We start from the raw sequence: 23,665 nt of genomic DNA on the forward strand, positions 1-23,665 counted from the left end.
TTCTAGCAGAATGATTGCGGCGACTACTCTCTCAGGAATAACCGCCTTCATGCGCCTAACCTTCCTTCTTCAATTCACGCTTGCGCGCCACTGAACGTCTCAATGCAATAAACACATTTTGCATATTCTCCGCCATGTTAACCGAGGTGTTCCTGTCGTGAATGCGCTTCAGTAATAGCACCCGATCAATCACTGCCATTGGCGTGCCAAGATCATTCGCGCGGGCGAACCAATCGACATCTTCCGCTGTGCTCATCTGCGGGTCGAATATCCCAACGTGGTTAAACACTTGCCGTCGCGCAACGAGGGTCTGTATAAGACGGACCGACCAGTCGCCCTCCAGGATCTCTTGCCGGAGGAGCGTAGCGGGAAAGGGGCAGCCGGGTTCTAGAAAGAATTCGATTCGCGTGGTGGTGTATTGCACGTCGGGATGTTCGATCAAATAGCCAACCTGCACCTCCAGTTTCTCCGGCATCCACACATCGTCCGCGTCAAGAAACGCGAGGAATTCGCCATGCGCCTCCATGATGCCACGATTGCGCGCCGCGCCTGGACCACTGTGCGGCTGACGGTAATAGCGCACCGGATACCATTGGGCCACACGCGCGCTCTCATCCGTTGAGCCATCGTCCACGACGATAATCTCGATGGGACGATAGGTCTGTGCCAATACACTTTCAATTGCTTCCCCCAGATAGCGCGCGCTATTGTAGATTGGCACAACCACGCTGACGAGTGGCGCAGTCATTGGAGTAGCATTTTCATCATGGTTTCCGATATCCGCTCCAGTTCTGTCCCCAGTTCAAGATGATAACAGGGAATTTGTCTGACCAAATCGGCAAGGGCAAGGAATTCGAACTGTCCTGTGCCTGGGAATAGAAAGAGCGAACTCGGAGCGAAGGCTCGCAGTGCGGCGATCGGTGTAGCCAGGGTCAAAGTAGTTTCAGGACGCCCGGTGACCCGTGTCAGTAAAATCACCCGCACAGGCAAACCCGCGATCAAACTGCTCGGCTGATACTGATAGAGGTAAAGAAGCGCTTTTTCACTGGCGAGTTCTTCAGGGTTGCTAATGGCAGATAGCAAGGTCGGGAAATTCTCAAGGTGGACAGCATTCAGTTTGGCAGAGTTGTAGAGGCTATAGACATACGGCACGCCATTAGGGACCAACAAGCAATAGTCGTCGCCGACATAGCGCCATCCTCCTACGAGAGCAGCTAAGGCGGTGGTTGATTTGCCACTACCTCCCGACCCTGCCAACAGAACCCCATCTTTCAAATGCCCAACCGCCCCGGCATGGACTAACAAACGCCCGTGTTGGCGCATCCACCAGTGGAGGATGGCACGCAGGGGAGCGCCCCGCTCGTAAGTCGGAACATGGCAAGCATCTCGAATCCAATACACTCCCAGGTTTTCTGTAATGTCCAGCGTGCTCACCGCGCCCACATCCGCAGATAGTGCAACATGGATGCGCGTATCACTGAAGCCGCGCACATCACCGCGCGCGATGCAGCCATCTAATCCCCAAGGACGCGGCGGCATTGACGTGCCCGTCGAGGCGCTGTCCCACAGACAAATGGTCAAATCCGCCTCACCGATGTCGGAAGACACCGCCAGATGCTCCAGCGCCGGCGTGATAAACGGCACCAGTGCAGATCCCGCAAACCGCAGGCGAACGATATAACCCCCAATGGTGTAGTAGCGATCAATAGCACCGCCGACGGTTTGCTCGGCGCGTTGATAGGCGTCGTATACGCCCTCGAAAAAGGCAAGCGGACTCGTCTCAGTCATGGTCCTCTTTCCTGATCGGCCAGCCCTGTTCATCCACTTCATGGATCGGATCGAGCAGCAACAAGTCTTGCAGATCGGTATACTTGTGGAGCGACGGCACCTGAAACGCGGAACGCGCCGCCAGATTTGGATCCGGTATTGCGGGAGCAGCGTGGGGCACGGATGGTGCGTCATCCAACGGCGCAATGAGCGACTCGCGTTGCAACTCGATCAAGAACTGCTCCACTCCTTGCTCGATGTCAGCGCAGTTGCCAGTATAGCGCTGGGTCAGCATGTGGATGATGTCGTTCACCGACGCGTTCTGCGCAATCTGTTCCCAGATCACTGAGCCGACGCCATCAGTGCTGAAATATGCGCCGCTGTCGAAATCAATGATAATCGTCTCTCCGTCTATGGTCTGGTGAATCACTCTCGGAGTATTAATCCTGAAAGTGGCTGATTGTAGCATTCTCTCCCTATTCATTATTCATCTCCTACGGCATTTGACCCCCTGTGCTTAACACGCACGAAACGGTTAGGACGATGAGAATGTCAGCAAACGCCAGTTCTACGTTCGTATAGGTTCGATCTAGGCATACTCGTACACGGGGACTTGAATCAAACGCTTGGGTTTACTTTGTTGCCAAGCCATCTTTTGGAGGCGTATCACTGTGTCGGGCGAAAACAACTGCTCGCCTCAGCACAGTCCCGAGCCCTGTTTTCTCAGCGAGAGTATCTCCCTTTTTGACTACTTTGAGCAAGGGACTGAAAGGGCCTAATGTAGCTTCAAATATCTCTGTTTAACATTTCAGACACTTCATTGCCTCCTCCTCAAGTGATCAGATTTAGGTATATTCTAGCCGTCCTTCGCCATAAAAAGACGCCAGCTAACACTGAAGCTCACCTGCCACTATAGAGCGCCAGTGGAATAGCGGTTAAGTGGAGCGTCTTGTTGGGCAGTATGAGGTCTGACACCGCGTCGAACCGCGATCAGCGACCACTCCTTTGCCAAGCGTCAGCAGTCTCTCGGGCGAAGTCACGGTAGTTGCGAGGAGCGTGACCCAATAGTTCCGTCAATGCCTCGATGTCATTGTCGTTCGCGATAAAGCCGCGCTCCACAAACCCTTGGAACATCATACGCAAATCGAAGGCCAACCAATTCGGAACGTTCTGCCGCATTTGTTCTTCCCACGCGTCGAAGTCATGTCCCGCATAGCTAATTTCCTTTTGCAGGATCTCACTCCATATCGAGGCTGCACCCGGACCGCTCAAGAGGCTCGGGCCGACCAGGTTGTAGATTTTACCTTGATGGCCGTCGCTCGTCAGGACAATGGCCGCGGCTTCGGCGATGTCACGCACGTCTACCGCTGAAATACCCTGTGAGCCCAAGGGCATTGGGTAAATCCCAGCCACTGTCAGCGGTTCCTTCAGCATCGCATCATTTTGAAAGAAGTAGCTCGGGCGGAGAATGGTGTAGGGGACATCGAAATCCTTCAGCGCTGCTTCGATCATCAACTTCGACGCGAAGTGCGGTACGTCCTTGAAACGATCCGCTTGAAAAACCGATTGGTACACCACATGCTGAATCTTCAGCTTCTTTGCCAGATTGCAGACGATGAGACCCTGCGTCAACTCGTCAGGAACGACCGCATTCAGCAAATACACTTTCTCTACGCCATCGAGCGCTTGTTCAATTGTAACTGGATCGAGCAAATCGCCAATGGCAACTTCAACGTCCGACGGGAGCGTCTTGCTCTTGGCCTCGCTGCGAACCAGTGAGCGGACGTTCGTATTGCGTTTCCGGAGCTCCTTGATCACCTGAGAGCCAACCCTACCGGTGCTGCCTGTTACCAGAATCTTCATCTTGAAGGATCCTCTTGCGCTATGCGTTTTGGACCACCTAACGGCCTGCGCTTGAGCGGCGGCTAAGCGCAGCGAAGCCGTCCGCTCAAAGCGCTTGTTGGGCGGGCATTACTCATCAAAGCGGCGAATGCGAAAGATTTCTGGCGCAATAACGGCAAAGGCACGTGGCAATTGGGCAGCATGTTGATTGATCGCCAAAGCCACTATCTCTGCCTTCCGGGTAGGTGATAGTCCTGCCAGGCGTATCAATATAATCCCGTGTGCATAAAGACGCTGACGAAAGATCATCTCCCCAAAATCCTTATCCGCAGTCAGTAGCAAAGCGGTTTCCTGATTCGCTCGTGCCAAAACAACATCATCGGATATTCCTGGCTCCATTTCGGCAACATACCACACCACATGACCATCTCGCCGAAGACGCTCAACAATATGACGGTCAACACTTTCATCAGCCACGAAATTCATGTTTCCGTCTCAGCCACAGGGTAAATCACGTCAGCGCGCAAGGCTTCTTTGGCAAAGGCGATAGCTGCCAGCACTGCTTCGCGTGTCAGCCGAGGGTGGGCCTCAAGAATCTGTTCGATGGTTTCCCCTGCCGCCAATTTCTCCAGAATGAGTTCCACCGTGATGCGCGTGCCTGCGACCACAGGTTTGCCCATCATAATTTTGGGATTTGATACGATCAATTGCTTTTCCATATGAATCACCTTTCACAACTACTATGCCCGCCCAACATGAAATAAACACCAAAAGTGTCCGAATATCCAGCCCTCTGGACTATCCCTATTACCCCATTTTAGGAGTATTTCTCCAGGAAATTCAGACATTACACACCAAAAGCGTCCTTTTCCTTGTTTTTAATAGACCTCTTCTCGAGTGTATTTCCCTGATTTACTTATATCCTAAGTCGTGGTTTCCCCTTAACTTCTCCATGCTTCGGTAGAATTTTACCCCTCTATTCTTTGAAATATTCATACCGAAAACTACACCGCAAGATATTACACTTTTATACGATGTTGCACGAGGAGCTACTCTACAACTCGATAAACAAAAATCATCGTCACTTAAGCTAGTTCATTTTAAAATTACAAAACAAATCTTGTAAAGAAAAAATTTCTTTTTTCCAAAACTCGACTATATTTTTTTCCAAAAAATGCGCCTTAATTTCGGTAGTTAACCGTCTCGGTTGACATGAGTTTATTTTTTACTGTGAAAAGGAGGAATACCATGCCAGAAAAACCCAAACTGCTCGATCCATTACACAATACCCTCCGTCCCACAAGCCCTACAGCAAACGCTAAGATTTGGCTTATGTGGATGGGAATAAACGCTTTATTTACTGTCAAGGGGGACGTTTAACCTACTCAGGGGGATGTTTCTTGTTGGGAAACAGTAGGTTAAGTGTCTCCCTTGACAGAGTAATGGGGGCAAAGGAGGTGGAGGAGTTTATAACCCATCTGGCCCGTGAGCAAACCGTGGTGGTCAGTACGCAGAATCAGGCATTAAATGCTATTGTGTTTCTCTACAAAGAGGTTTTGGGAATTAAATTCAACCAATTACACGTAGAACAGGCAAAAAAGCCTGAAAAGCTGCCGGGGGTCTTTACGTGTAGGGAGTCATCAGTCCGGCAGAGAGGATGTAAAAATTTTGATGGTTCTGGCTTAAAAATTCTTCTGGGCTAAAACTCCCGTCGGCAAACGCTATCCTGCCTAAGGATCCGGGTCAATTTAGTCGGTATCTTAGTTCCGTTAGGAGTGATCTATTCATAGCAAAATCTTTTGACTTTCCCTGCTATAATTAGATTGCCCCGCTGGGGCCGTAGTATTAAGTTAAGGGTGGAAGTCCTTGTTAAAGACAAAAACACCCCCACCCTCTTCCTCCCCCGCTTCGCAGGAGAGTGGACTTGGACCACAGCGTTCCTTCCCCTGCGGTAGCGGGGGAAGGTCAGGAAGGGGGCCTTAACTTAAGGTCATGGTGCGCTGGGGCTGTACAACAAGAATTACCTATCCCCAACTGATTAGCACTGATAGCTCGCCTAAAATCCCGTTGACATTTCTTTCCATTCATGCTAACACTTGTTAGTCATACAGATTTCGTAGACTTTACATTTGTTTTGAGGGGTTGGTAGTTTTTACTTTTTATAAAGGAGAATATAGCGTATGCCCACACTACCCACACAGCGAAACCTGCCCTCCGGCACTCCAGGCCGGAATAATTCCTCCCTTTCAAAACCTCGAAGGCTTTCTTTAAGGCTGGCCTTAGGGTCTATTACAGAAGTGGACGCTTCCGCACTGGTTGTAGGACACTTTAAAGGCGTTGCCCCCCGTAGTGCAGAACTTGCCGTTGATCAGGCCATTGGATCGATTATTAATGATTTCGAGAATCGGCGGATGATCAGTGGAAATCTGGGGGAGATTTTCTTTATTCCAACACACCGAACCAGGTTATACGCTTCTACGGTGATACTGGCCGGATTGGGTAACTTCTCCAGCTTTACCAAGGATAGTTTGAGACTGGTGGGAATGAATCTTATCAAAGGGCTGGTAAGTACCAAAATTTATGATTTCGGTATTGTTTTAATGGGCTCCAATGCAGGAAATTTATCGGTAGAAGATGCGACTCGAACCCTTATATACGGAATCTATGAAGGACTACAGAATTATGATCCAGACGGCAGGATCCAGGAAATGACCCTGGCCGAGATCAATGAGGAGAAATATCGAAAAATCCGAGAGGTCCTTTTGAATTTCCTGAAAAGTGATCTCTTAACTCAAAAACTGGATATCTCCTTTTCTGAATGTGCCTTGACCGGAATCCAGGCCGAACCGACCAAGGAAAAAATATCTCCTTTAAATATTGTAATTCGAACCGAGGGAACCAAACTTATTTTTTCTGCCCTGGGAGAGTCGGCTACCCTGCGTAAGGAGCAAGTCATCTCTCCAAAAATCATCGAAGGCATCCGGAAGAAATTGGAGGATTCGTATGGAAAACCTCAGGCCGAAGAAATTCAAAAAGCCCATGGAAAACTCCTCTTTGACCAGGTGGTCCCGGAAGATATCCAGAAGGTTATCCTGGCCTGCAAGGGTCGTCCCATCGCGTTATCCTTAGATTCCTATGCAGCTTCTATTCCCTGGGAGCTTATGTACACCGATCGCCCAGACTGTCCGGGTTTTCTGGGACTCAACTTCCCCATTGGCCGACAGCTTATGATTGATGCCCCGGTTACCAAGTGGCTGGCCCGCAGAAAGATAAAAGGTAAGCTAGACTTCCTTTTAATAGGGGATCCCACTGCAGATCTCCCGGGAGCTGCCGAGGAGGCAAGGATCCTTTCAAGGTTTTTGAACTCTTTACAGGGAGTTCAGGTAACCACCCAAATAGGACCCAAAGACAACACTGCTGAAGAGGTTTTAGCTCAATTAGGTTCAGGAACCTACGATATCGTCCATTATGCCGGACATGCCTATTTTGATCGGCGAGATCCCTCTGAAAGTGCCTGGATATTTAAGGACGGGGGAAGGGTGCGCGCCCGGGATTTGGTAAATCTATCCAGCCTTCCGGCATTGCTTTTTTCAAATGCCTGTGAAGCCGGAGTTGTTGAGCCGATTTACCATACGGATAAATACGGGGTCGCAGAAGCTCTCCTGCGGGCGGGTCTTATTAACTATATCGGAACCTTCTGGCAAATCAACGACTCACCGGGAGCTTTTTTTGCCGGAAAATTCTATGAAAAACTCCTCCAGGAAAGAACTATCGGAGAATCTTTGGTTGAAGCCAGAAAAGATATGATTCGAAAATTCGGCTACAAAGAGTTAAACTGGGGAAGTTATATGTTATACGGAAATCCAATGTTTCGATTTAAGTAGAAAACCATAGCCCTGCTACATCTTTGCGAACTTTACGCCTTTCAGGGATTCCGGGGTTAAAATTAAGCCGCCCGGGACGCTAAGCAGGCGCAAAGCCCGCAGGATAAAGAGAAAGAACCATGAAAATCACCGATGTCCAAACATTCCTGACAGGTACCCGGTGGCGGAATTTTCTTTTTGTGAAAATCTCTACCGATGAGGGAATCACCGGTGTGGGGGAGGCCACTCTGGAAGGGAAAGAGAAAGCAGTAGAAGCAGCCATTCACCAGTTGAAGCGGCGGAACGTTGTGGGGGCAAATCCTTTCAACATTGAAGAGATATGGATGCGTATGTATCGTAACGAGTTCTGGCACGGGGGACCGGTTCTCCTTACGGCCATGAGCGGGATCGAAATAGCCTGCTGGGATATTGTGGGAAAGGCCTTAGGACAACCTGTTTACAATCTCCTCGGAGGCCGCTGCCGGGACAAAATCCTCACCTACGCCAACGGCTGGTACGGCGGGGAACGAACTCCAGAAAACTTTGCCCGACGGGCTAAACGGGTGATTGAAAAAGGGTATAAGGCCCTTAAATTTGATCCGTTTGGCTCCGCAGGCCGGGAAATGAGTCGACAGGAAAAAGTTAAGTCCATCGATATTGTTGCAGCGGTTCGGGATGCCGTAGGTCCGGATATAGAAATTTTCATAGAGGTCCACGGAAGATTCAGCCCCATGACCGCCATCGAAATCGCTAAGGAACTGGAACCTTATCGACCCGGCTGGTACGAGGAACCGGTTCCACCCGACAACCATGACGCCATGGCTCTGGTGGCCCATAAAATCAATATCCCCGTCGCAACCGGTGAACGCCTCTATACCCGATATGGATTCCGAAGACTCTTTGAACTCCAGGCCGCCAGCATCATCCAACCCGATATCCTTCACACCGGAGGAATTCTGGAAACCAAAAAGATCGCCGCCATGGCCGATACTTATTATATGACCGTCGCTCCCCACAATCCCAACGGGCCCATCTCTACGGCAGTGGCCGTTCAGATAGATGCCTGCCTGACCAATTTTTATATTCAGGAGTGCCTGGATGATTTTGATGTCCCCTGGAAAAGTCAACTGGTTAAAGGAGCTCTGGAAATCAAGGATGGTTATATCACCATTCCCGACAGGCCCGGCATCGGTGTCGAACTCAATGAAGAAGTTATCCAGGAACATCCCTACCTGGAAGATGCCTTCTTCAATATGTGGGGTGAGGGATGGGAAAAGGATTTTGCTTAATCTCATTGTTTATCTTTCCCGATAGCGCGAACCCTCGCGCTACCGGCCTGAATCCATGGTGAAAGGTAACCTCAAGGGGGGAGTGTCCCTTGTAACCAAGATGGGATTGCTCCCCATCCTTTTCTATTTGATCTTTTTCTGGATCCTTAACGACCCCCTTATCGGATTATTCTCTACCCATTTGTTTGCAGATCAAGGGGACGGATTACAGAATCTCTGGAATCTGTGGTGGGTCCATAAGGCCGTCACCCAGCTTCATCAATCCCCCTGGCATACAATTTATCTCCGCTATCCGTCCGATATGACCCTCCTGGGACATACCTTGAATCCCTTCAACGGTTTCATGGCGTCAGGATTGCTAAAATTTTTGACGCTGACGGAAGCTTACAATTGTATCGTTATTTTTTCCTTCGTTATGGGCGGACTGACCGCTTTTTTACTAGCCTATTATTTCACCCGGTCTTACGGCGGTAGCCTCCTGGCAGGCTATATATTTACCTTCTCCAATTATCACTTTGCCCATGCCCAGGGACACCTGAACCTGGAATCTCTGGAATGGATCCCTCTCTTTGTACTCTGCTGGTACCGATGGGTTACCAAACCCGGCGTGGCGATGGCCCTGACCTCTGCCTTTGTACTCTTTGCGGTTATTCTGTGCGATTATTATTACTTTTTTTATTCGGTTTTGATCGGCTTTTTGATTTTGATCTGGTATGCCTTCCAAAAGGATCTCTTTTTCTTTCTCAGAAGGGCGTATTTAACTTCTCTGATAATCTTCCTTACGGCTACCCTCCTGACTACAGGACCTCTGGTTATTTCCTTGCTGCTCGTAAACAGGAAAGATCCCTTTATAGGTGCCCACCAACCCCAGGAATATTCCCTGGACCTGCTGGCCCCTTTCATCCCCGGAGGTCATTGGCGCTTTGCCCATTTAACCCGGTTTTATTGGTCCAAATTACCCGGTAATATCGATGAAAGTAGCGTTCATATCGGTGTTTCCGTTTTCTGCCTTCTGATGTTGGTATGGATCCGGAGGCATAAAGTTCCACTCCGGGATTTAGGACTCTGGTACCTTATCCTCGTTTTCTTTACCGTCCTGAGTCTGGGACCCGTCTTGCAGGTAGGGGGAAAGGGGATCCCCTTCATAAAATTGCCCTATGCCCTGCTGGAAGTGGTATTCCCTCCGATAAAACTTTCCGGTGCTCCCGTACGGATGATGGTTATCCCCATACTCAGCGCGGCAGTTATCTGCGCTGCAGGATTTAAATCCCTTTTCCATGGATTTATCGGAAAGCGAGGGTGGACAGGATTCTTCTTGATCCTGCTTTTCCTGGAATATCTACCGAAACCCATTCCGGCCTCTAAACTCAATGCACCGGACTACGTGAAGGTTTTGAAGGACTTACCGGATACCGGGGGGATCATCGATACCACCGCCCGACCTACTCTGGCACTTTACTATCAAACCATTCACGAAAAACCTATGGCCTTTGGCTATGCTTCTCGAATTCCTACCAGTGTCAACAACAAAGATCAAAAGCTATTACAAATTCTTAACGATCAGCGATACCCTTTACTTTATTGTGACTATTATATTAAATACTTGATTACGGACACCCTTACCAACGTCCCGGAAGGTCGTTTGCTTTATCAGGACGCAAAGGTAAAGTTGTACGATCTGGAAAATCAATGCCCATAGGTCCCTTAAATAATCGAAAAGATAAGCTAACAGAAACAGAATGAGAGGTCGACGCTTATGAGTCACACTCAAAGAGAATCTTTAAAAGTTCTTTTACTTGGGAACATGGCGGTTACTGCCCTGGAGGGTCTCCAGGCAAGGGTTCAAGTACCTTGTGAATTTATTCCTGTTCCGGGAAAACTGGAGGATCCGAAAGCTCTCTCTTTGATAGAAGAAGCCGACGTGCTGGTGGCGCCCGGTTTTACAAAGAAAATGGGGGCAGTTGCAAAGAAACTCCGACTGGTTCAGGCTCCTTTCGCCGGTTTAGAGGCCTTTGACTTAGAGGCGCTTCCTCCAGGTGTTGTTCTGGCCAATGTCTATAACCATGAAGTCAGTATTGCGGAATTTGTCCTGATGGCTATGTTGGTTTTGAGTAAACAACTCAAAAAATACGATGCGGATCTAAGACGGGGTTTCTGGGGTCATAAGCCGTTTTTTGCCGAGCCTTTGGTAGGAGAGTTGCAAAACAAGATTTTAGGTCTTATCGGCTTCGGCCACATTGGTCGGGAGATTGCCGTGAGGGCGCGGGCTTTTTCCATGAAGATTTGGGCCATCCGAAAACACGGTAAGGAAGGAATTCAGGATTCCAAAGCTCCCCAGATAGATTTCCTTGGAGGGAAAGAAGATTTACCTCAACTCCTGAGCCAGGCCGATTTTATCGTTCTCTGCTGCCCTCTTACCGAAGAAACCCGGGGTCTCATCGGAACCAGGGAATTTAACAGGATGAAACCTACCGCCTATTTAATCAACATTGCCCGGGCCGAAATTGTGAATGAAGAGGCTCTTTATCAGGCTTTATGGGAAAAGAAGATTGCAGGGGCAGCTCTCGATGTGTGGTACCGGTATCCTCGGGGGTATCCTTCCACTTCCGACGAGCAGTGCTTTCCCTCTCGATTCCCCTTTCAGGATCTGGATAACGTGATTATGACCCCGCATATTTCTGGAAGAGCAGAAAGTACCCTTCAAGGTCGTTTACGGGATATAGCAGATAATATAAGTCGGGTATACCACGGACAGCCGTTGAAGAACGTGGTGTATGTGGGAAAATAAAACAAAAGAAAGAACGGAGATACAGGATTTACCATATCTCGTAAAGACGCTCTGCAGGGCGTCCTATCTACCGTTCTTTCTTTTTAAACTCCCGGGGTCAATCTAAGCTCTGGACTGAAGCAGTTGGTTCAAGGGAGGTTTAATGTTGGCCTTTTTCTTGAGTTCTTCTATAAACTCCCGATAGGCCGTACTCTGCTTCTGTTGAAGAAGGCTCCTTCGAAGGTTTTCCTTCTCCTCCTGGAATTTCTTTTCATCGATTCCGGGCTTTTCTACGACCTTTAAAAGGACGAAACCTCCGGGTGTTTTAATGGGATCACTGACCTGATTTACCTCTAAAGAAAAGGCCGTATGAATGATCTCTTCTGATTTTTCGGCCATATCATTCAGAAACCATCGTCGGTTGAAGGGTTCCGGTTTAACCGGGGTTAATTGATACTTTTCCAATAAAGATTCCCAGGAAGCCCCGGCTTTAAGTTCTGCCAGGAACTCGTTGGCTTTTTTCTCGGCCAACTCTGTGGCCTTATTGTCTATAATCTTCTCTTTAACCTGTTCTCTGGCTTCTTCCAGGGAGGGGATGTAGGAGTCTTTTTTCTCCACAAGCTGCAGGATATAAAATCCGGCACCCGGCACTTCTACCACCTGGCTGATTTCTCCAGGAGAAAGGGTAAAAGCAGCTTCTTGAAAAGGAATCAGGATCCCCATTTCAGGACCGACCGGTTCCATACGGGCAAACAGGTTACTGGTCTTGAGAGGTAAACCTGTGGCTTCAGCGGCCTGTTTGAGATCTTTGGTTTCCAGGGCCTTCTGGTAGACTTCATCCGCCCGCTGACGGGCCACCTCCTGGGCTTTTTCCCTTTTCAGAATGGTCTGAATCCCGGGCTTGGCTTCTTCATACGGATTCTCGCCAAGGACATCTTCTACTTTGATAATATGATAGCCAAACTCCGTCCTCACCAGGTCACTCACTTCACCCTTCTTCAAAGAAAAAGCGGCTTTCTCAAAGGGCTCGACCATTTTTCCTTTGGTAAAATATCCGAGATCTCCTCCATTCTCGGCGGCTCCGGGTTCTTCAGAATACTGCCTGGCCATGGCAGCAAAATCCGCACCTTCTTTAATCTTTTGTAAAACCTCTTCGGCTTTTTTCTTAACTTCCTGCTCTTTCTCCGGGTCTGCCCCCGGGGGGATCTTGAAGAGAATATGACGGGCTTTTATCCGTTTTTCTTTCGGAAATTGATCCCTGTGCTGATCAAAATAATCCTGGATCTCGGACTCCTCTACGGTCACCTGATCGGTAAAGGTTTGCGGGTCTATATACAGATAATTGACCCGGACCCGGTCCGGGGTTTTAAAATCCTCTTTATGGTCTTCATAGTACCTGGCGATTTCCTCATCGGTTACGGTTACATCCTTCTGAAAAGTACTCGGTTTGATGGCAACGTATTCTATCTTGACTTTCTCATTTTGGAGCCGATACTCCAGTTCTACTTCCTTGTCAGAAACTTTAATCCCATCCTGGATGGCAGCCTCGAGCTTCTGAATAAGTAAATCCTCTTGAATACTCTCTTCAAACTCCTGGGGGGTTATTCCCGACCTTAACAAAACAAACTTATATTGATCAGGATCGAACTTCCCATCCTTCTGAAAGACCTGGTACTTGGTAATGGTATCCAATAACTCCTCTTCAGAGATTTTCATCCCCCGCTTTTCAGCTTCGGCCAATAATAATTCCTTTTCAATCAGGCTCTCCAAAGCCATTCTCTCTAAATTTAGGTTTTTAACAAGATCTTCTGTAAATTTATCTTTATAAAGGTTCCGGTAGAAATTATAGAGCCGATTACGGGTCATTTGCAGCTCTCGCTGATGAATCTCTTTGCCTTCCACCGTGGCAACTATATTGGACGCCCCTCCGGTACCCAAAGATCCTTTACCCCAAACCAGAAAAATAGTCAGAATAAAGGAAGCTATTACCAGCCAGAGGGTAATACTTAATTTTTTGATATTATTTCGCATGGCCGCGAGCATGGTTCCAAGTTCCTCCTTACTTTCTTATCTTCATCTCTTTATAAGGATATCCCAACGCTTAAACTCACGAAGATGAAGAATAATCCTTAAATCTTCAGGATACTCCAGTCTTATACCTGTTCCTCGTGAAGAGGTTACCTGAAGATTGGGCAACGCTATGGGGTTGCTCTTCCACTTGTAGTGAACAGTTACTATATTATAGTCTTCTTCTAAAAAATCGCAACAAAAAATGGTTTTTTTAAGTCGTCCGCATTACTATATTAAACTTATGAAACGATGGTATCTGGTTATAGGGGTGTTGACATTAAGTCTATTACTTCCCTTTACGATTCCTTATGCCGTTGAAGAAGCGGAGTATCTTCTCCAACGGCTCCGGAGTGACGACCCTGATGAAAGGGAAGAAGCTATAGAAGCCCTGGGGCAATATCAAGACCCGACTCTTATCGAGCCCCTGGCAGAAATCATGCTAAAACACAAGACTGCAGAGGTGCGGAGTGCGGCAGCTATCGTCCTTTTCAGAATGGGCAATGAAAAATCTCGAGATGCCTTCCTGAAAGCCCTCAAAGATCCGGATATCAGTGTCCGACTTATTGCCTCCGGAGCTTTATACAAATTCGGGGATCCAAAGGCTTTAGATCTCCTCGCCAAAGCTTTAAAAGATCCCAGTCAAGAGATCAGATTTTCTGCCGTAGCCATTCTCTCCGAGCTGGGAGATGCCAGGAGTATCGAGCTTTTAAAAACCGTCCTTCAAGATCCAGATCAGGATATTCGAGACTTAGCCCAGGAGACCCTGGAGATGATCACTTCCACCCTCCTTCAGGCGGTAAAAACAGATAATCCTCCCACTGTGGACGGAGTGGCAGAAGATCCGGCCTGGGCACAGGCCAGGCCTTTAGAGGTTGCAACCGAGATAAAGGCCCGAGAAGGGCCTACAGTTACTTTAAAGGCTCTTCAAAAGGATAGCAGACTCTACCTCCTGGCCATTTGGAAAGATGCCAGCCAGACCGAATCGATTCAACACAGGCCCTGGATTTATAACGGAACGACCTGGGAGCCTGGTAAAGAAGAAGAAGATCGACTGGCTATTATCTTCCCAATGACATCCATTCCTCCCTTCTCAACTTCGGACAGAGGGTGTACGGCCATGTGCCATAAGGCCAAAGCCATGCATACCAATACTCCCGCAGAACTGGCAGATCTCTGGATTTGGCGAGCCGCCCGTAGTAACCCTGTAGGACAGGCAGACGATTGGATGTTGGGACCCGGTCAGGATCCCAATTCAGATGGACGAAAACCGGATGCCATGGATGCCACCAAGATTAAAATTGATGGGGTGGAAGCTTATCGCCATGGTTATACGCCTAATATTCAAGAACAGGAAAATAGACCCCTCTTCATGTTAAATCCCGATAAGGAACAGACGGGCCTTCCGGTCCTCCTGGCCGGTGAGGCCGTGGCCTTTAATCCAAAAAAGAAGTATAACAAGGGAGACTTCATCCCAGGTTATCTCGTTGCCCCTTTCACCGGGAGTCGTGGTGATATTCAAGCTAAAGGTGTCTATAAAGACGGTATCTGGACCGTAGAATTCTCCAGAGCTTTCAATACCGGACACCCGGACGATATCAAGTTTGAAGAGGGTAAAGAATACTTTTTTAGCTTAAAGGTATTTGACGGCAAAGAGTTTGCCACAGCTAAAGAGGTCTATAAGCTGAGATTCTAAACCCCTCACCGTAAAAAGGTTGCAGAAAAAGTAGAGGCAACCCCTCCCAGATCCATCAGGATATGGCTTAGCCGGGAGGAGGAAGTACTATAGGGAAACTATACAGTTGTCTATCAGTCGGGTTTTTCCCACCCTGGCAGCCAGTGCAATGAGTGCCCTGGAACTGATTTCTTTCAAATCTTCCAGTGTGGTCAGATCTGTAATAGCCACATATTCTAAAACCACCAGGGGTTCTTGGGCAATAAGTTCTCTCATCTTCGAGAGGATAACGGCGGTAGATCGCTCACCGTTTCGAATAAGTTTTTGGGCAAGGTCCAGGGATCGACTCAAAACCAGTGCGGCCTGGTGCTCTTGCTGACTCAGGTAGACATTGCGGGAACTAAGGGCCAATCCATCTGGCTCCCGAACCGTAGGGAGAACTTCGATCTGAATATCCATGTTCAGATCCTGAACCATCCGTTGGATAATTATGCTCTGTTGAGCGTCTTTTTGACCGAAGAAGGCAACATGGGGTTTTACGATATTAAAAAGTTTGGTGACCACGGTGGCAACCCCCCGGAAGTGTCCGGGACGAAATTGACCGCAAAGTTTATCCGATAAACCCGCCACCTCCACCCAGGTGGTATAACCTTTGGGGTACATATCCCTGGCAGTCGGTGCGAAAATAATGTCGGTTCCCTCAGAAGCTGCCAGAATACGATCCCGCTCAAAATCTCGAGGGTAGGTCTGATAATCTTCATGAGGCCCAAACTGGGTCGGATTGACAAACAGGCTCATAACCAGTAGATCACTTACCTTTCTGGCCGCCCGTAACAAACTCAGGTGGCCTTCGTGAAGGTATCCCATGGTGGGGACCAGGCCAATTCTTTTACCTTCTCGCCTTACCTGATCGGCAAGGGCCTGCATTTCTGGAATGCTAGAAATAACCCGGAGATTTTGCATTGTGAAAAAGTGTGGGAGTATGGGAGTATGGGGGTATGGGGGTGTGGGAGTGTGGGAGTATGGAAGTGGGGAAGTATGGAGGTACGGAAGTAAGGGAGTATGGGGGTATAGCCGTTCCCCCACTCCCCTACTCCCCTACTCCCCTACTCCCACACCCCCACACCCTCACACTCCCATACTTCCCTACTTCGACTACAGAACTGACTTCATCCGCTCCACCGCCTCTTTTAATCGATCCACGCCTACGGTGATGGTCATACGAATATACCCTTCTCCGTACTGACCGAAGCCATTACCCGGTGTGGTTACGATTCCCGCATTTTTAAGAAGATGGGCGGTGAAACCGGTTGAGGTAAATCCTGTAGGAACTGAAACCCAGACATAAAAAGTCGCCTGGGGCTTATTAACTTTTAAACCCAATTGCTGTAGCCCATCGACCAGTACATCCCGTCGTTCCTGATACATTTTTCTCATTTGAGCCACACATTCCTGGCTTCCTGTCAAGGCTTCGATTCCGGCATATTGGATGGCCTGGAAGATCCCCGAATCCAGGTTAGTTTTAACCGCACCCAAACCAGCCAGGATCTCAGGATGGCCCACAACAAAGCCAATACGCCACCCGGTCATATTAAAGGTCTTGGATAGCGAATGAAATTCCACACCAACCTCTTTTGCTCCTGGGGCTTCCATAAAACTCGGGGGAGGATTCCCGTCATAATACATTTCGGAATAAGGGGCATCGTGACAAACCAGGATGTTATATCGTTGGGCAAAATCCACGACTTTTTTAAAATATTCCAACGGTGCAACGGCAGATGTTGGATTATTGGGGGAATTGAGATACATCAATCTGGCCCTTTGCCGAATATCCTCGGGAATACGTTCCAGATCGGGGAGAAATCCATTTTCCTCTAAAAGAGGCATCGTATAAGGAATGCCACCTGCCAGGACGGTTCCTGCCTGATAAACCGGATAACCCGGGTCTGGAACCAGCACGATATCCCCCGGATTAACAAAAGCCAGCGGAATATGCCCGATTCCTTCTTTGGAGCCGATCAGGGAAAGAACCTCTTTTTCTGGATCCAGATGGACTCTAAAACGGTTTTGATACCACTGGGCTACAGCCTGACGAAACTCCAGAAGTCCTTCGTAGGAGGGGTACTGATGGTTAGCCGGATTTTCTGCTGCCCGGTTCAAAGCCCGTATAATATGGGGGGGCGTGGGTTGGTCCGGATCTCCAATTCCCAGGTTGATGATATCGACCCCTCGGGCTCTGGCCTCTGCCTTCATTTTATCAATTTCTGCAAACAAATAGGGCGGTAACTTTGTAAGCCGTTCCGCACGCTGAATTTTTAGCATGGAAGGTCTCTGCCAAGAGGCAAGGAACAAAAAACAAGAAGCAAGATCCTCCCGCTCGCGCTTTTTGCTCCCTGCTTCTTGCTTCTTCTATCCTGCTCCAATAATAGGAAAAACTTCCTTCTTGATATATTTCACAGACTTCTCCAACTCCTTCAAGATCTTATCCCGGTCTTGGGTTTTTAGTTTATACACAGGATCTCTAAGCTGGGTCCCTTGCAACCCCAACCGACCGGCTTCCGATAAGTAATCGGCCGGAAGCTCATCGGGAAGATCCGCCTCTCGATGATTCATGATCGCCCAGGCCAGGGTCCAGGCCCGGGCTACGTTATGGAGATCATAACCCCCTCCTCCTAAAGCTATCCAGGGAAGACCGAATTTCCTCATCTCGGTAACCATCTGACAAAATCCATGGGTCGTTACATTGGCATGGGCCAGAGGATCCGTGCGGAAGGAGTCGACCCCTAACTGGGTGATGAGAATATCCGGTTGAAACACCTTAATTAAGGGAGGCACTATTTCTAAAAAGCCATATACTACCACCTCATCGTCGGCTCCTGGAAAATAAGGAAGATTTACAGAATAACCCCTCCCCCGGTCTTTACCAATTTCATACTCAAACCCCGTTCCGGGAAATAAAAAATACCCACTTTCATGGAGAGAAATGGTTAAAACCTGATCGGTATCGTAAAAAGCATTCTGGACTCCATCCCCATGATGAACATCCACATCAATATAAGCAACCCGTTTACCCTGTTGCAAGAGGTAACAGATGGCAATCACCACATCATTAAAATAGCAAAACCCCGAAGCTCGGGACTTGGCTGCATGGTGAAGCCCCCCGGAGATATTAAAGGCAATATCGACTTCCCCTTGCCGGACTAACCGAGCTGCCTGTAGGGTGGCCCCGGTAACCAGAAGGGACCAGTCGTAAACCCCGGAAAATACGGGATTGTCCCCCGGACCCAATCCAAAATCAAGTCCCCATTCATAGGTCAAAAATCCAGAGTTTGCCTCTTCCACTACCTGGATATAGTGGGGATGATGGAACAAAGCAACTTCGTCCCGATCGGCCTTTTGGGCCGGGATTAAAGAACTGTTCGGAAGGTCTAGCAATCCATAGCTACGGATGAGATCGTAGGTTAACTTTAACCGGATCGGTTTTAGGGGATGCTCAGGACCATAGCTATAACTTGCAAATTCATCTGAGTAAATAAAAGCGGTTTTCATATACCTAGTCCTCTTCGAAATATTTTTTTAGATTTCCAATTTTAAACTCCATCCGAACACTTCCTTCCTGCTTCTGTACCTCATTGGACCAACTTAATCCTTCGAGAAATAAACGCCCCTTTAAAAATGCCCCCAGGAGCTGAATCTCTTTCTCTAAAAAACCTAAACGGCCGGGATCTTCTGGAAAGACATCCAAAACCCCCGTCAGGGAATTTTCATCAACCAGATCAAAGGATAAGGCAGCTTTATGAACCTGACCCCAGGAGAGTATCGTTCCAAATTCGGCCAGATTTTTATCATTCTGGATGAGTTTAGTTAATCGTCCTTGATTATTATCCGCCAGAAGAAGTCCATCGTTTTTCCCCTTTATAAAAGGTTCATAAAAGGGATAAGAATGGGATATTTCCTTTGAGCGCAGGAGTTTCTTAACAGTATCTGCCGTCGAACCCAGCAGAAGCTTACCATCCCCAAAGGAGTAAGCAGTAATTCCCCTTTCAACTCCCTCTTTTTTGGCCAGGGAAACAATGGGATACCCTTGAAACACCTCGCGATTAAAACTCTTATCTACTTTAGAGGATTCTTTCGGATTGCCCTGATCCTTCAGGATCATTTGTTCTATTAAAGGACCCAGGACCTTGTTTTCTAAGTCGGGAATCGTCTTGGCTTTCATCCTCACCGGATTCCCTTTGAGGGAAAAGGTAAAATCAAAGTTCTCCCGAACATATCCCGTTACGATTCCATACTCCAGTTTATCGGCTCCTTGACCGGCATCAGAAGGAAAGGCCACGATCAAAGATTCCCCTGAAATAAGGGAGAGGATGTTCTGACCGGTCTGCCTGGATATCCTTCCATCGCTAAGCTTTTCCAGGGCTCTTCCGGTCAATGCTCCAACTCCGGGATCATTTTTATTGGCTTTAAAGAGAAAGGTAATAACCGAACCCTCCGGAATATAATCCGAAGTACGATCTGTTTTGGCAAGGGACAGATCCAGTCGGTAGAGTAAAACGAGGACTCCCATTAAAACCCAGAAAATTAATCTTATATTATTTTCCTTAGAGTTCATGAAATTATTATAGCTAATTCTCAATGTGGGGTCAAGGAAAGAAGAAGGTGAATATTCTCTTGCCTGAAATCTCTAAGGTGGTTATAGTTAATTTTAAGTCAGGAATCGATAGGAACGGCTCAATCCGGGTTTGTTTATCAAGAATAACTTCAGTCTTTATCCATAAGGAGGAGTGAACATGATAGCATTTTGGGGTGGTCTCATTCTGGCCGGGCTTACGATACTTTCTCGAGAAGTTTATGCACAGGATCGATCGCAGGCTCGATCCATGGTTATTTCGAAATACGGTATTGTGGCTACCGAGCATCCCCTTGCCTCCCAAGTCGGAGCCATGATTTTGGTACAAGGAGGACACGCCGTAGACGCAGCCGTTGCGGCCAACGCTGTGATGGGTCTGGTGGCACCTATGAGTAATGGAATCGGTGGGGATCTATTTGCCATGGTCTACGAGGCAAAGAGTGGAAGCCTCTATGGCCTGAATGCAAGTGGCTGGGCTCCGGCCGGACTCAGCATCGACCGATTGAAAAGTAAAGGCATTTCTACTATGCCCCAGCGGGGAATTCATTCGGTTACGGTACCCGGTGCGGTGGACGGTTGGGATAAACTCCTGGATCGTTTTGGGCGGATGAAGTTCAAAGAGGTACTGGCCCCGGCCATTCGCTACGCCGAAGAAGGTTTTCCGGTTACCGAGTGGGTGAGTGGAGCCTGGCTTGCCAGTGAGCCTGTTTTGCAGGAAGATGCCAATGCGTCACGTCTTTACTTACCCGAAGGTCGCGCGCCTCGTGTAGGAGAGATCTTCCGAAATCCAGATCTGGCGAGATCCTACAGTCAGATTGCCGGGCAAGGACGGGATGCTTTTTATAAAGGAGAAATTGCCCAACGCATCGTGACATTTTCAGAGCGTCAGGGAGGAACTCTAACCGCTCAAGATCTGGCCGGGTTTTCAAGCGAATGGGTCGAACCCATCTCAACTTCCTATCGGGGTTGGATGATCTATGAACTGCCACCCAACGGTCAAGGGATCGCCGCCCTGGAGATGTTGAATTTGATGGAAAACTTTCCAATACCCGAGTTCGGTCATAATTCAACCCAGGCCCTGCATGTCCTGATTGAATCCAAGAAACTGGCCTATGCAGATCTGATTCGTTATGTGGCCGACCCCAAATTCAGTAAAGTTCCGGTAGCCGAAATTCTTTCCAAAGATTACGCCCGGCAACGGGCCAGACAAATCGACATGGACAAGGCCAACCCTCAGGTCGAATCCGGTAAACCGTTTCAGATCGGGGATGATACCATTTATTTGTGTGTTGTGGACCGGGAAGGAAACATGGTTTCCCTCATTCAGAGTAACTACATGAGTTTTGGTTCGGGACTGGTAGCCGATGGAACCGGGTTTGCCCTACAGAACCGGGGGGGTTTGTTTAGCTTCGATCCGGGCCATCCCAATGCACTGATGGGGCGGAAGCGTCCTCTACATACCATCATTCCTGCCTTTATGACCCGAGAGAACTTGCGTATTGCCTTCGGGATTATGGGTGGTTGGAACCAGGCCCAGGCTCATGCCCAGTTCGTATCCAACATTGTAGACCATCACATGAACATTCAGGCAGCCCTCGAAGCGGCCCGATTTACCAAGATGACCTTTGAGGGTTATGACGTACAGATGGAGGCCCGGATACCCGCTCAGGTCCGCGCCGGGCTGGAAGCCAAAGGGCATCAAATTCTGCTACGTGGGGATTTTTCATCGCAAATGGGAGGTGGACAGGCGGTTTTACGGGATTTTGCTACGGGAATCAACTACGGAGCCTCAGATCCGCGAAAAGACGGTGCCGCCATACCGGAACCACTGCCGGAAAGGCAAGTCAGAAACTAAAAAAGGAATAGGACGAACCCCTGGAAAGTAATAGATCCCCTGGAATTTACCCAGGACAGAGCTTTCTGAGGCCGGTTTTTTGGACCTGATCCCTCCGACTCCTCTTCCCCCGGGTGAAGGCCCCTAGAAGATTAATAAGATCGGGCACATCGAAATCCAATGTAACTGATTCCGCTGTTGGGCTCGGATCTCAGACGAACGGCTGTACGAATACTTTCGGGTCGGTTTCCCCAAGATCCACCCCGAAGGACCCGACCTTTTCCACTGGCAGGACCCTGGGGGTTTTCAGCAGGACTGGTCGCATAATACGTTTCATCATACCAGTCCGCCACCCACTCCCATACATTCCCTGCCATGTCCATAACTCCATAGGGAGAAGCGCCCAGGGGAAAACTTCCCACCGGAGAGGTATATTCAAATCCGTCCGCCTTACCCCGATCTTTACCGTAATTGGCTCTATATTTACCACCTGCATCGGGAAGCTCATGACCCCACGGAAAGAGCCTTCCATCGGTTCCTCTGGCGGCTTTTTCCCACTCCGCTTCTGTAGGCAACCTCTTACCGGCCCATTGACAATAAGCTACGGCATCGTTCCAGCTTACCTGTACAACTGGATGATCCAACAGATTGTTAATCTCATTCCTCCGCCCAAAGGGGGAACGCCAGTTTACAGAACCGTCCTCCCTGGTGATAATCTCTCCTTCATAATTTCCTGCCCACCGGACAATCAAGCCAATCCTGTCTTTTTCCGCGTCGGTCTTATACCCGGTGGCCTCTACAAATTTCATAAATTGACGATTCGTAACAGGGTATTTATCGATATAAAAGGCATCTAAACGGACCTTGTGTTGAGGCATTTCATCTTTGTAATCGGCCCGATCACACTGAATATTGGGAGCTACCCCTCTGGATTCTTCACAGAGCTTCATCGCCTCATCGATATCCTTTTCAGAAGAACCCATTAGAAATTCCCCTTCCGGGATCAACACCATCTCTGAGTCCTTTGGAACAATGGAAGCTGGTTTAAGATTTGCCCGGGAGGCTATTTTTAACTCCCTACGAGAGCCGGTCCTAACTTTTACAGACAACTCCGAATTTGACAAACCCATGTCCCAGTTCTGAGTCTTAATACGAATAAAATAAACCTGATCGGGAATAGTATAGGATTGGGTATACATTTTCCAGACTCCCGGATCTTCTCGATTTTTATTAAAAACGTTATAATCGAATTTCTTTAGGGTAGCGGCATAGCTCCCATCCCCCATGAGCCACTGTTCTCCCATTTTCTGCAGAGATCTATCGAAAAGATCAACTCCCGTATACCCCCCACCTCCCAGGGTCATATAGGCTACAGGCAAATAGTAAGTCTGTCCTGGTACCACAGGGAAGGGATAGGTATGGGCATCTCCACCATGGGTTACCCGGGCAAAGGTTTGGCTATGAGAACCCTCGAAGGCATATTCTTGGGTAAGGACCCTACTTCCTGGGATTTCCCATTGACGAGAACCTCCCTCGAAGTCCTCGAAAAATAAAACTTCTCCAGGTTGTGCTAGGACTCCTTGAACAGGGGTCAAGATAAGAACAAGGACTATCAAAACCAACCACCTTATCATATCAACTTCCTCTGCCAGCAGGCAACCCTTCCCTTTCTCTCCCCCACCTGCGGAGAGGGATAGGGTGGGGTAACCTGTTGATAGCTCTTATTCTTATGCCGGTAACAGGTGCTTCTTCCCCTCACCCCTGGCGCCTATGCCCTTTGCCCCCTCTAAGGGGATTTAAAGGCTACTCGTTAAATTCCCCCCTGGAGGGGGGAATAGGGGGTGTTGAAGTCGAAAAAAAGACTTTCCCCCTTTTTAGCTTGATGCATAGGGGACGGTCTCCATCCTTTATCTCACCTTTCCCTACCAATC

General features: G+C 48.6%; 19 protein-coding genes. 7 read left to right on the top strand and 12 right to left on the bottom strand.

From position 1 onward, the window contains the following. Positions 1-55: 55 nt before the first annotated feature. The 6 genes from VNM22_11485 to VNM22_11510 form a co-directional block, all read right to left on the bottom strand. On the bottom strand, positions 56-748 hold the full coding sequence (locus VNM22_11485) for a glycosyltransferase family A protein (protein HWP47775.1): 693 nt from the start codon (positions 746-748) through the stop codon (positions 56-58). Further along, positions 745-1,788, bottom strand: coding sequence for a hypothetical protein (locus tag VNM22_11490; protein HWP47776.1), 1,044 nt, complete (start codon positions 1,786-1,788; stop codon positions 745-747). Before VNM22_11490 ends, VNM22_11485 begins: the two co-directional genes overlap by 4 nt. After that, positions 1,781-2,197: a PqqD family protein gene (locus VNM22_11495; GenBank protein HWP47777.1), complete on the bottom strand. Its 417-nt coding sequence runs from the start codon at positions 2,195-2,197 to the stop codon at positions 1,781-1,783. The genes VNM22_11490 and VNM22_11495 overlap by 8 nt, the downstream gene beginning before the upstream one ends. Before the next feature lie 560 nt (positions 2,198-2,757). Continuing rightward, positions 2,758-3,630, bottom strand: a complete 873-nt coding sequence (locus VNM22_11500) for an NmrA family NAD(P)-binding protein (protein ID HWP47778.1) — start codon at positions 3,628-3,630, stop codon at positions 2,758-2,760. 108 nt (positions 3,631-3,738) lie between these two features. Next, on the bottom strand, positions 3,739-4,095 hold the full coding sequence (locus tag VNM22_11505; GenBank protein HWP47779.1) for a DUF5615 family PIN-like protein: 357 nt from the start codon (positions 4,093-4,095) through the stop codon (positions 3,739-3,741). Next, entirely contained in the window at positions 4,092-4,328 is a 237-nt protein-coding gene (locus VNM22_11510; protein ID HWP47780.1) for a DUF433 domain-containing protein, read from the bottom strand. The genes VNM22_11505 and VNM22_11510 overlap by 4 nt, the downstream gene beginning before the upstream one ends. 723 nt (positions 4,329-5,051) lie before the next feature. On the opposite strand from VNM22_11510, the gene VNM22_11515 reads away from it, so the two are divergent. The 5 genes from VNM22_11515 (at position 5,052) to VNM22_11535 (ending at position 11,549) form a co-directional block, all read left to right on the top strand. Next, the gene (locus tag VNM22_11515) at positions 5,052-5,312 is read left to right on the top strand and encodes a phage integrase N-terminal SAM-like domain-containing protein (protein ID HWP47781.1); all 261 of its coding nucleotides are present in this window, start codon (positions 5,052-5,054) and stop codon (positions 5,310-5,312) included. Positions 5,313-5,789: 477 nt separating this feature from the next. Beyond that, positions 5,790-7,493: a CHAT domain-containing protein gene (locus tag VNM22_11520; protein HWP47782.1), complete on the top strand. Its 1,704-nt coding sequence runs from the start codon at positions 5,790-5,792 to the stop codon at positions 7,491-7,493. A gap of 119 nt (positions 7,494-7,612) precedes the next feature. Further along, positions 7,613-8,761 (top strand): galactonate dehydratase, encoded by a 1,149-nt coding sequence (dgoD, locus tag VNM22_11525; GenBank protein ID HWP47783.1) that lies wholly within the window; start codon positions 7,613-7,615, stop codon positions 8,759-8,761. An 82-nt stretch (positions 8,762-8,843) separates the two neighbouring features. Further along, complete coding sequence (locus VNM22_11530; GenBank protein HWP47784.1) at positions 8,844-10,460, top strand: hypothetical protein; 1,617 nt, start codon at positions 8,844-8,846, stop codon at positions 10,458-10,460. 57 nt (positions 10,461-10,517) lie between these two features. Next, complete coding sequence (locus tag VNM22_11535) at positions 10,518-11,549, top strand: 2-hydroxyacid dehydrogenase (protein HWP47785.1); 1,032 nt, start codon at positions 10,518-10,520, stop codon at positions 11,547-11,549. Positions 11,550-11,651: 102 nt separating this feature from the next. Here the strand turns inward: VNM22_11535 and VNM22_11540 are convergent, their stop codons facing one another. After that, entirely contained in the window at positions 11,652-13,571 is a 1,920-nt protein-coding gene (locus tag VNM22_11540; protein ID HWP47786.1) for a peptidylprolyl isomerase, read from the bottom strand. 268 nt (positions 13,572-13,839) lie between these two features. Here VNM22_11540 and VNM22_11545 point away from each other — a divergent pair, with 268 nt between their 5' ends. Next, complete coding sequence (locus VNM22_11545) at positions 13,840-15,291, top strand: ethylbenzene dehydrogenase-related protein (protein HWP47787.1); 1,452 nt, start codon at positions 13,840-13,842, stop codon at positions 15,289-15,291. 87 nt (positions 15,292-15,378) lie between these two features. Here VNM22_11545 and panC read toward each other — a convergent pair whose 3' ends face one another. The 4 genes from panC to VNM22_11565 all read right to left on the bottom strand — a co-directional run bounded on the left by panC (position 15,379) and on the right by VNM22_11565 (position 19,882). Then, on the bottom strand, positions 15,379-16,233 hold the full coding sequence (panC, locus tag VNM22_11550; protein ID HWP47788.1) for a pantoate--beta-alanine ligase: 855 nt from the start codon (positions 16,231-16,233) through the stop codon (positions 15,379-15,381). A gap of 192 nt (positions 16,234-16,425) precedes the next feature. Next, positions 16,426-17,592, bottom strand: a complete 1,167-nt coding sequence (locus VNM22_11555; protein HWP47789.1) for an LL-diaminopimelate aminotransferase — start codon at positions 17,590-17,592, stop codon at positions 16,426-16,428. An 87-nt stretch (positions 17,593-17,679) separates the two neighbouring features. After that, positions 17,680-18,819 (bottom strand): acetoin utilization protein AcuC, encoded by a 1,140-nt coding sequence (locus VNM22_11560; protein HWP47790.1) that lies wholly within the window; start codon positions 18,817-18,819, stop codon positions 17,680-17,682. A 4-nt stretch (positions 18,820-18,823) separates the two neighbouring features. Further along, positions 18,824-19,882 carry a hypothetical protein gene (locus tag VNM22_11565; GenBank protein ID HWP47791.1) on the bottom strand — a complete coding sequence of 353 codons (1,059 nt, stop codon included), beginning with the start codon at positions 19,880-19,882 and terminating at the stop codon, positions 18,824-18,826. A gap of 178 nt (positions 19,883-20,060) precedes the next feature. Here VNM22_11565 and ggt point away from each other — a divergent pair, with 178 nt between their 5' ends. Then, positions 20,061-21,755 (top strand): gamma-glutamyltransferase, encoded by a 1,695-nt coding sequence (ggt, locus tag VNM22_11570; GenBank protein HWP47792.1) that lies wholly within the window; start codon positions 20,061-20,063, stop codon positions 21,753-21,755. A gap of 131 nt (positions 21,756-21,886) precedes the next feature. Here ggt and VNM22_11575 read toward each other — a convergent pair whose 3' ends face one another. Continuing rightward, positions 21,887-23,368, bottom strand: coding sequence for a formylglycine-generating enzyme family protein (locus tag VNM22_11575; GenBank protein ID HWP47793.1), 1,482 nt, complete (start codon positions 23,366-23,368; stop codon positions 21,887-21,889). Positions 23,369-23,665: the final 297 nt, after the last annotated feature.

The sequence above is a fragment of the Candidatus Limnocylindrales bacterium genome, from assembly GCA_035559535.1.
Taxonomy (GTDB): domain Bacteria; phylum Moduliflexota; class Moduliflexia; order Moduliflexales; family JAUQPW01; genus JAUQPW01.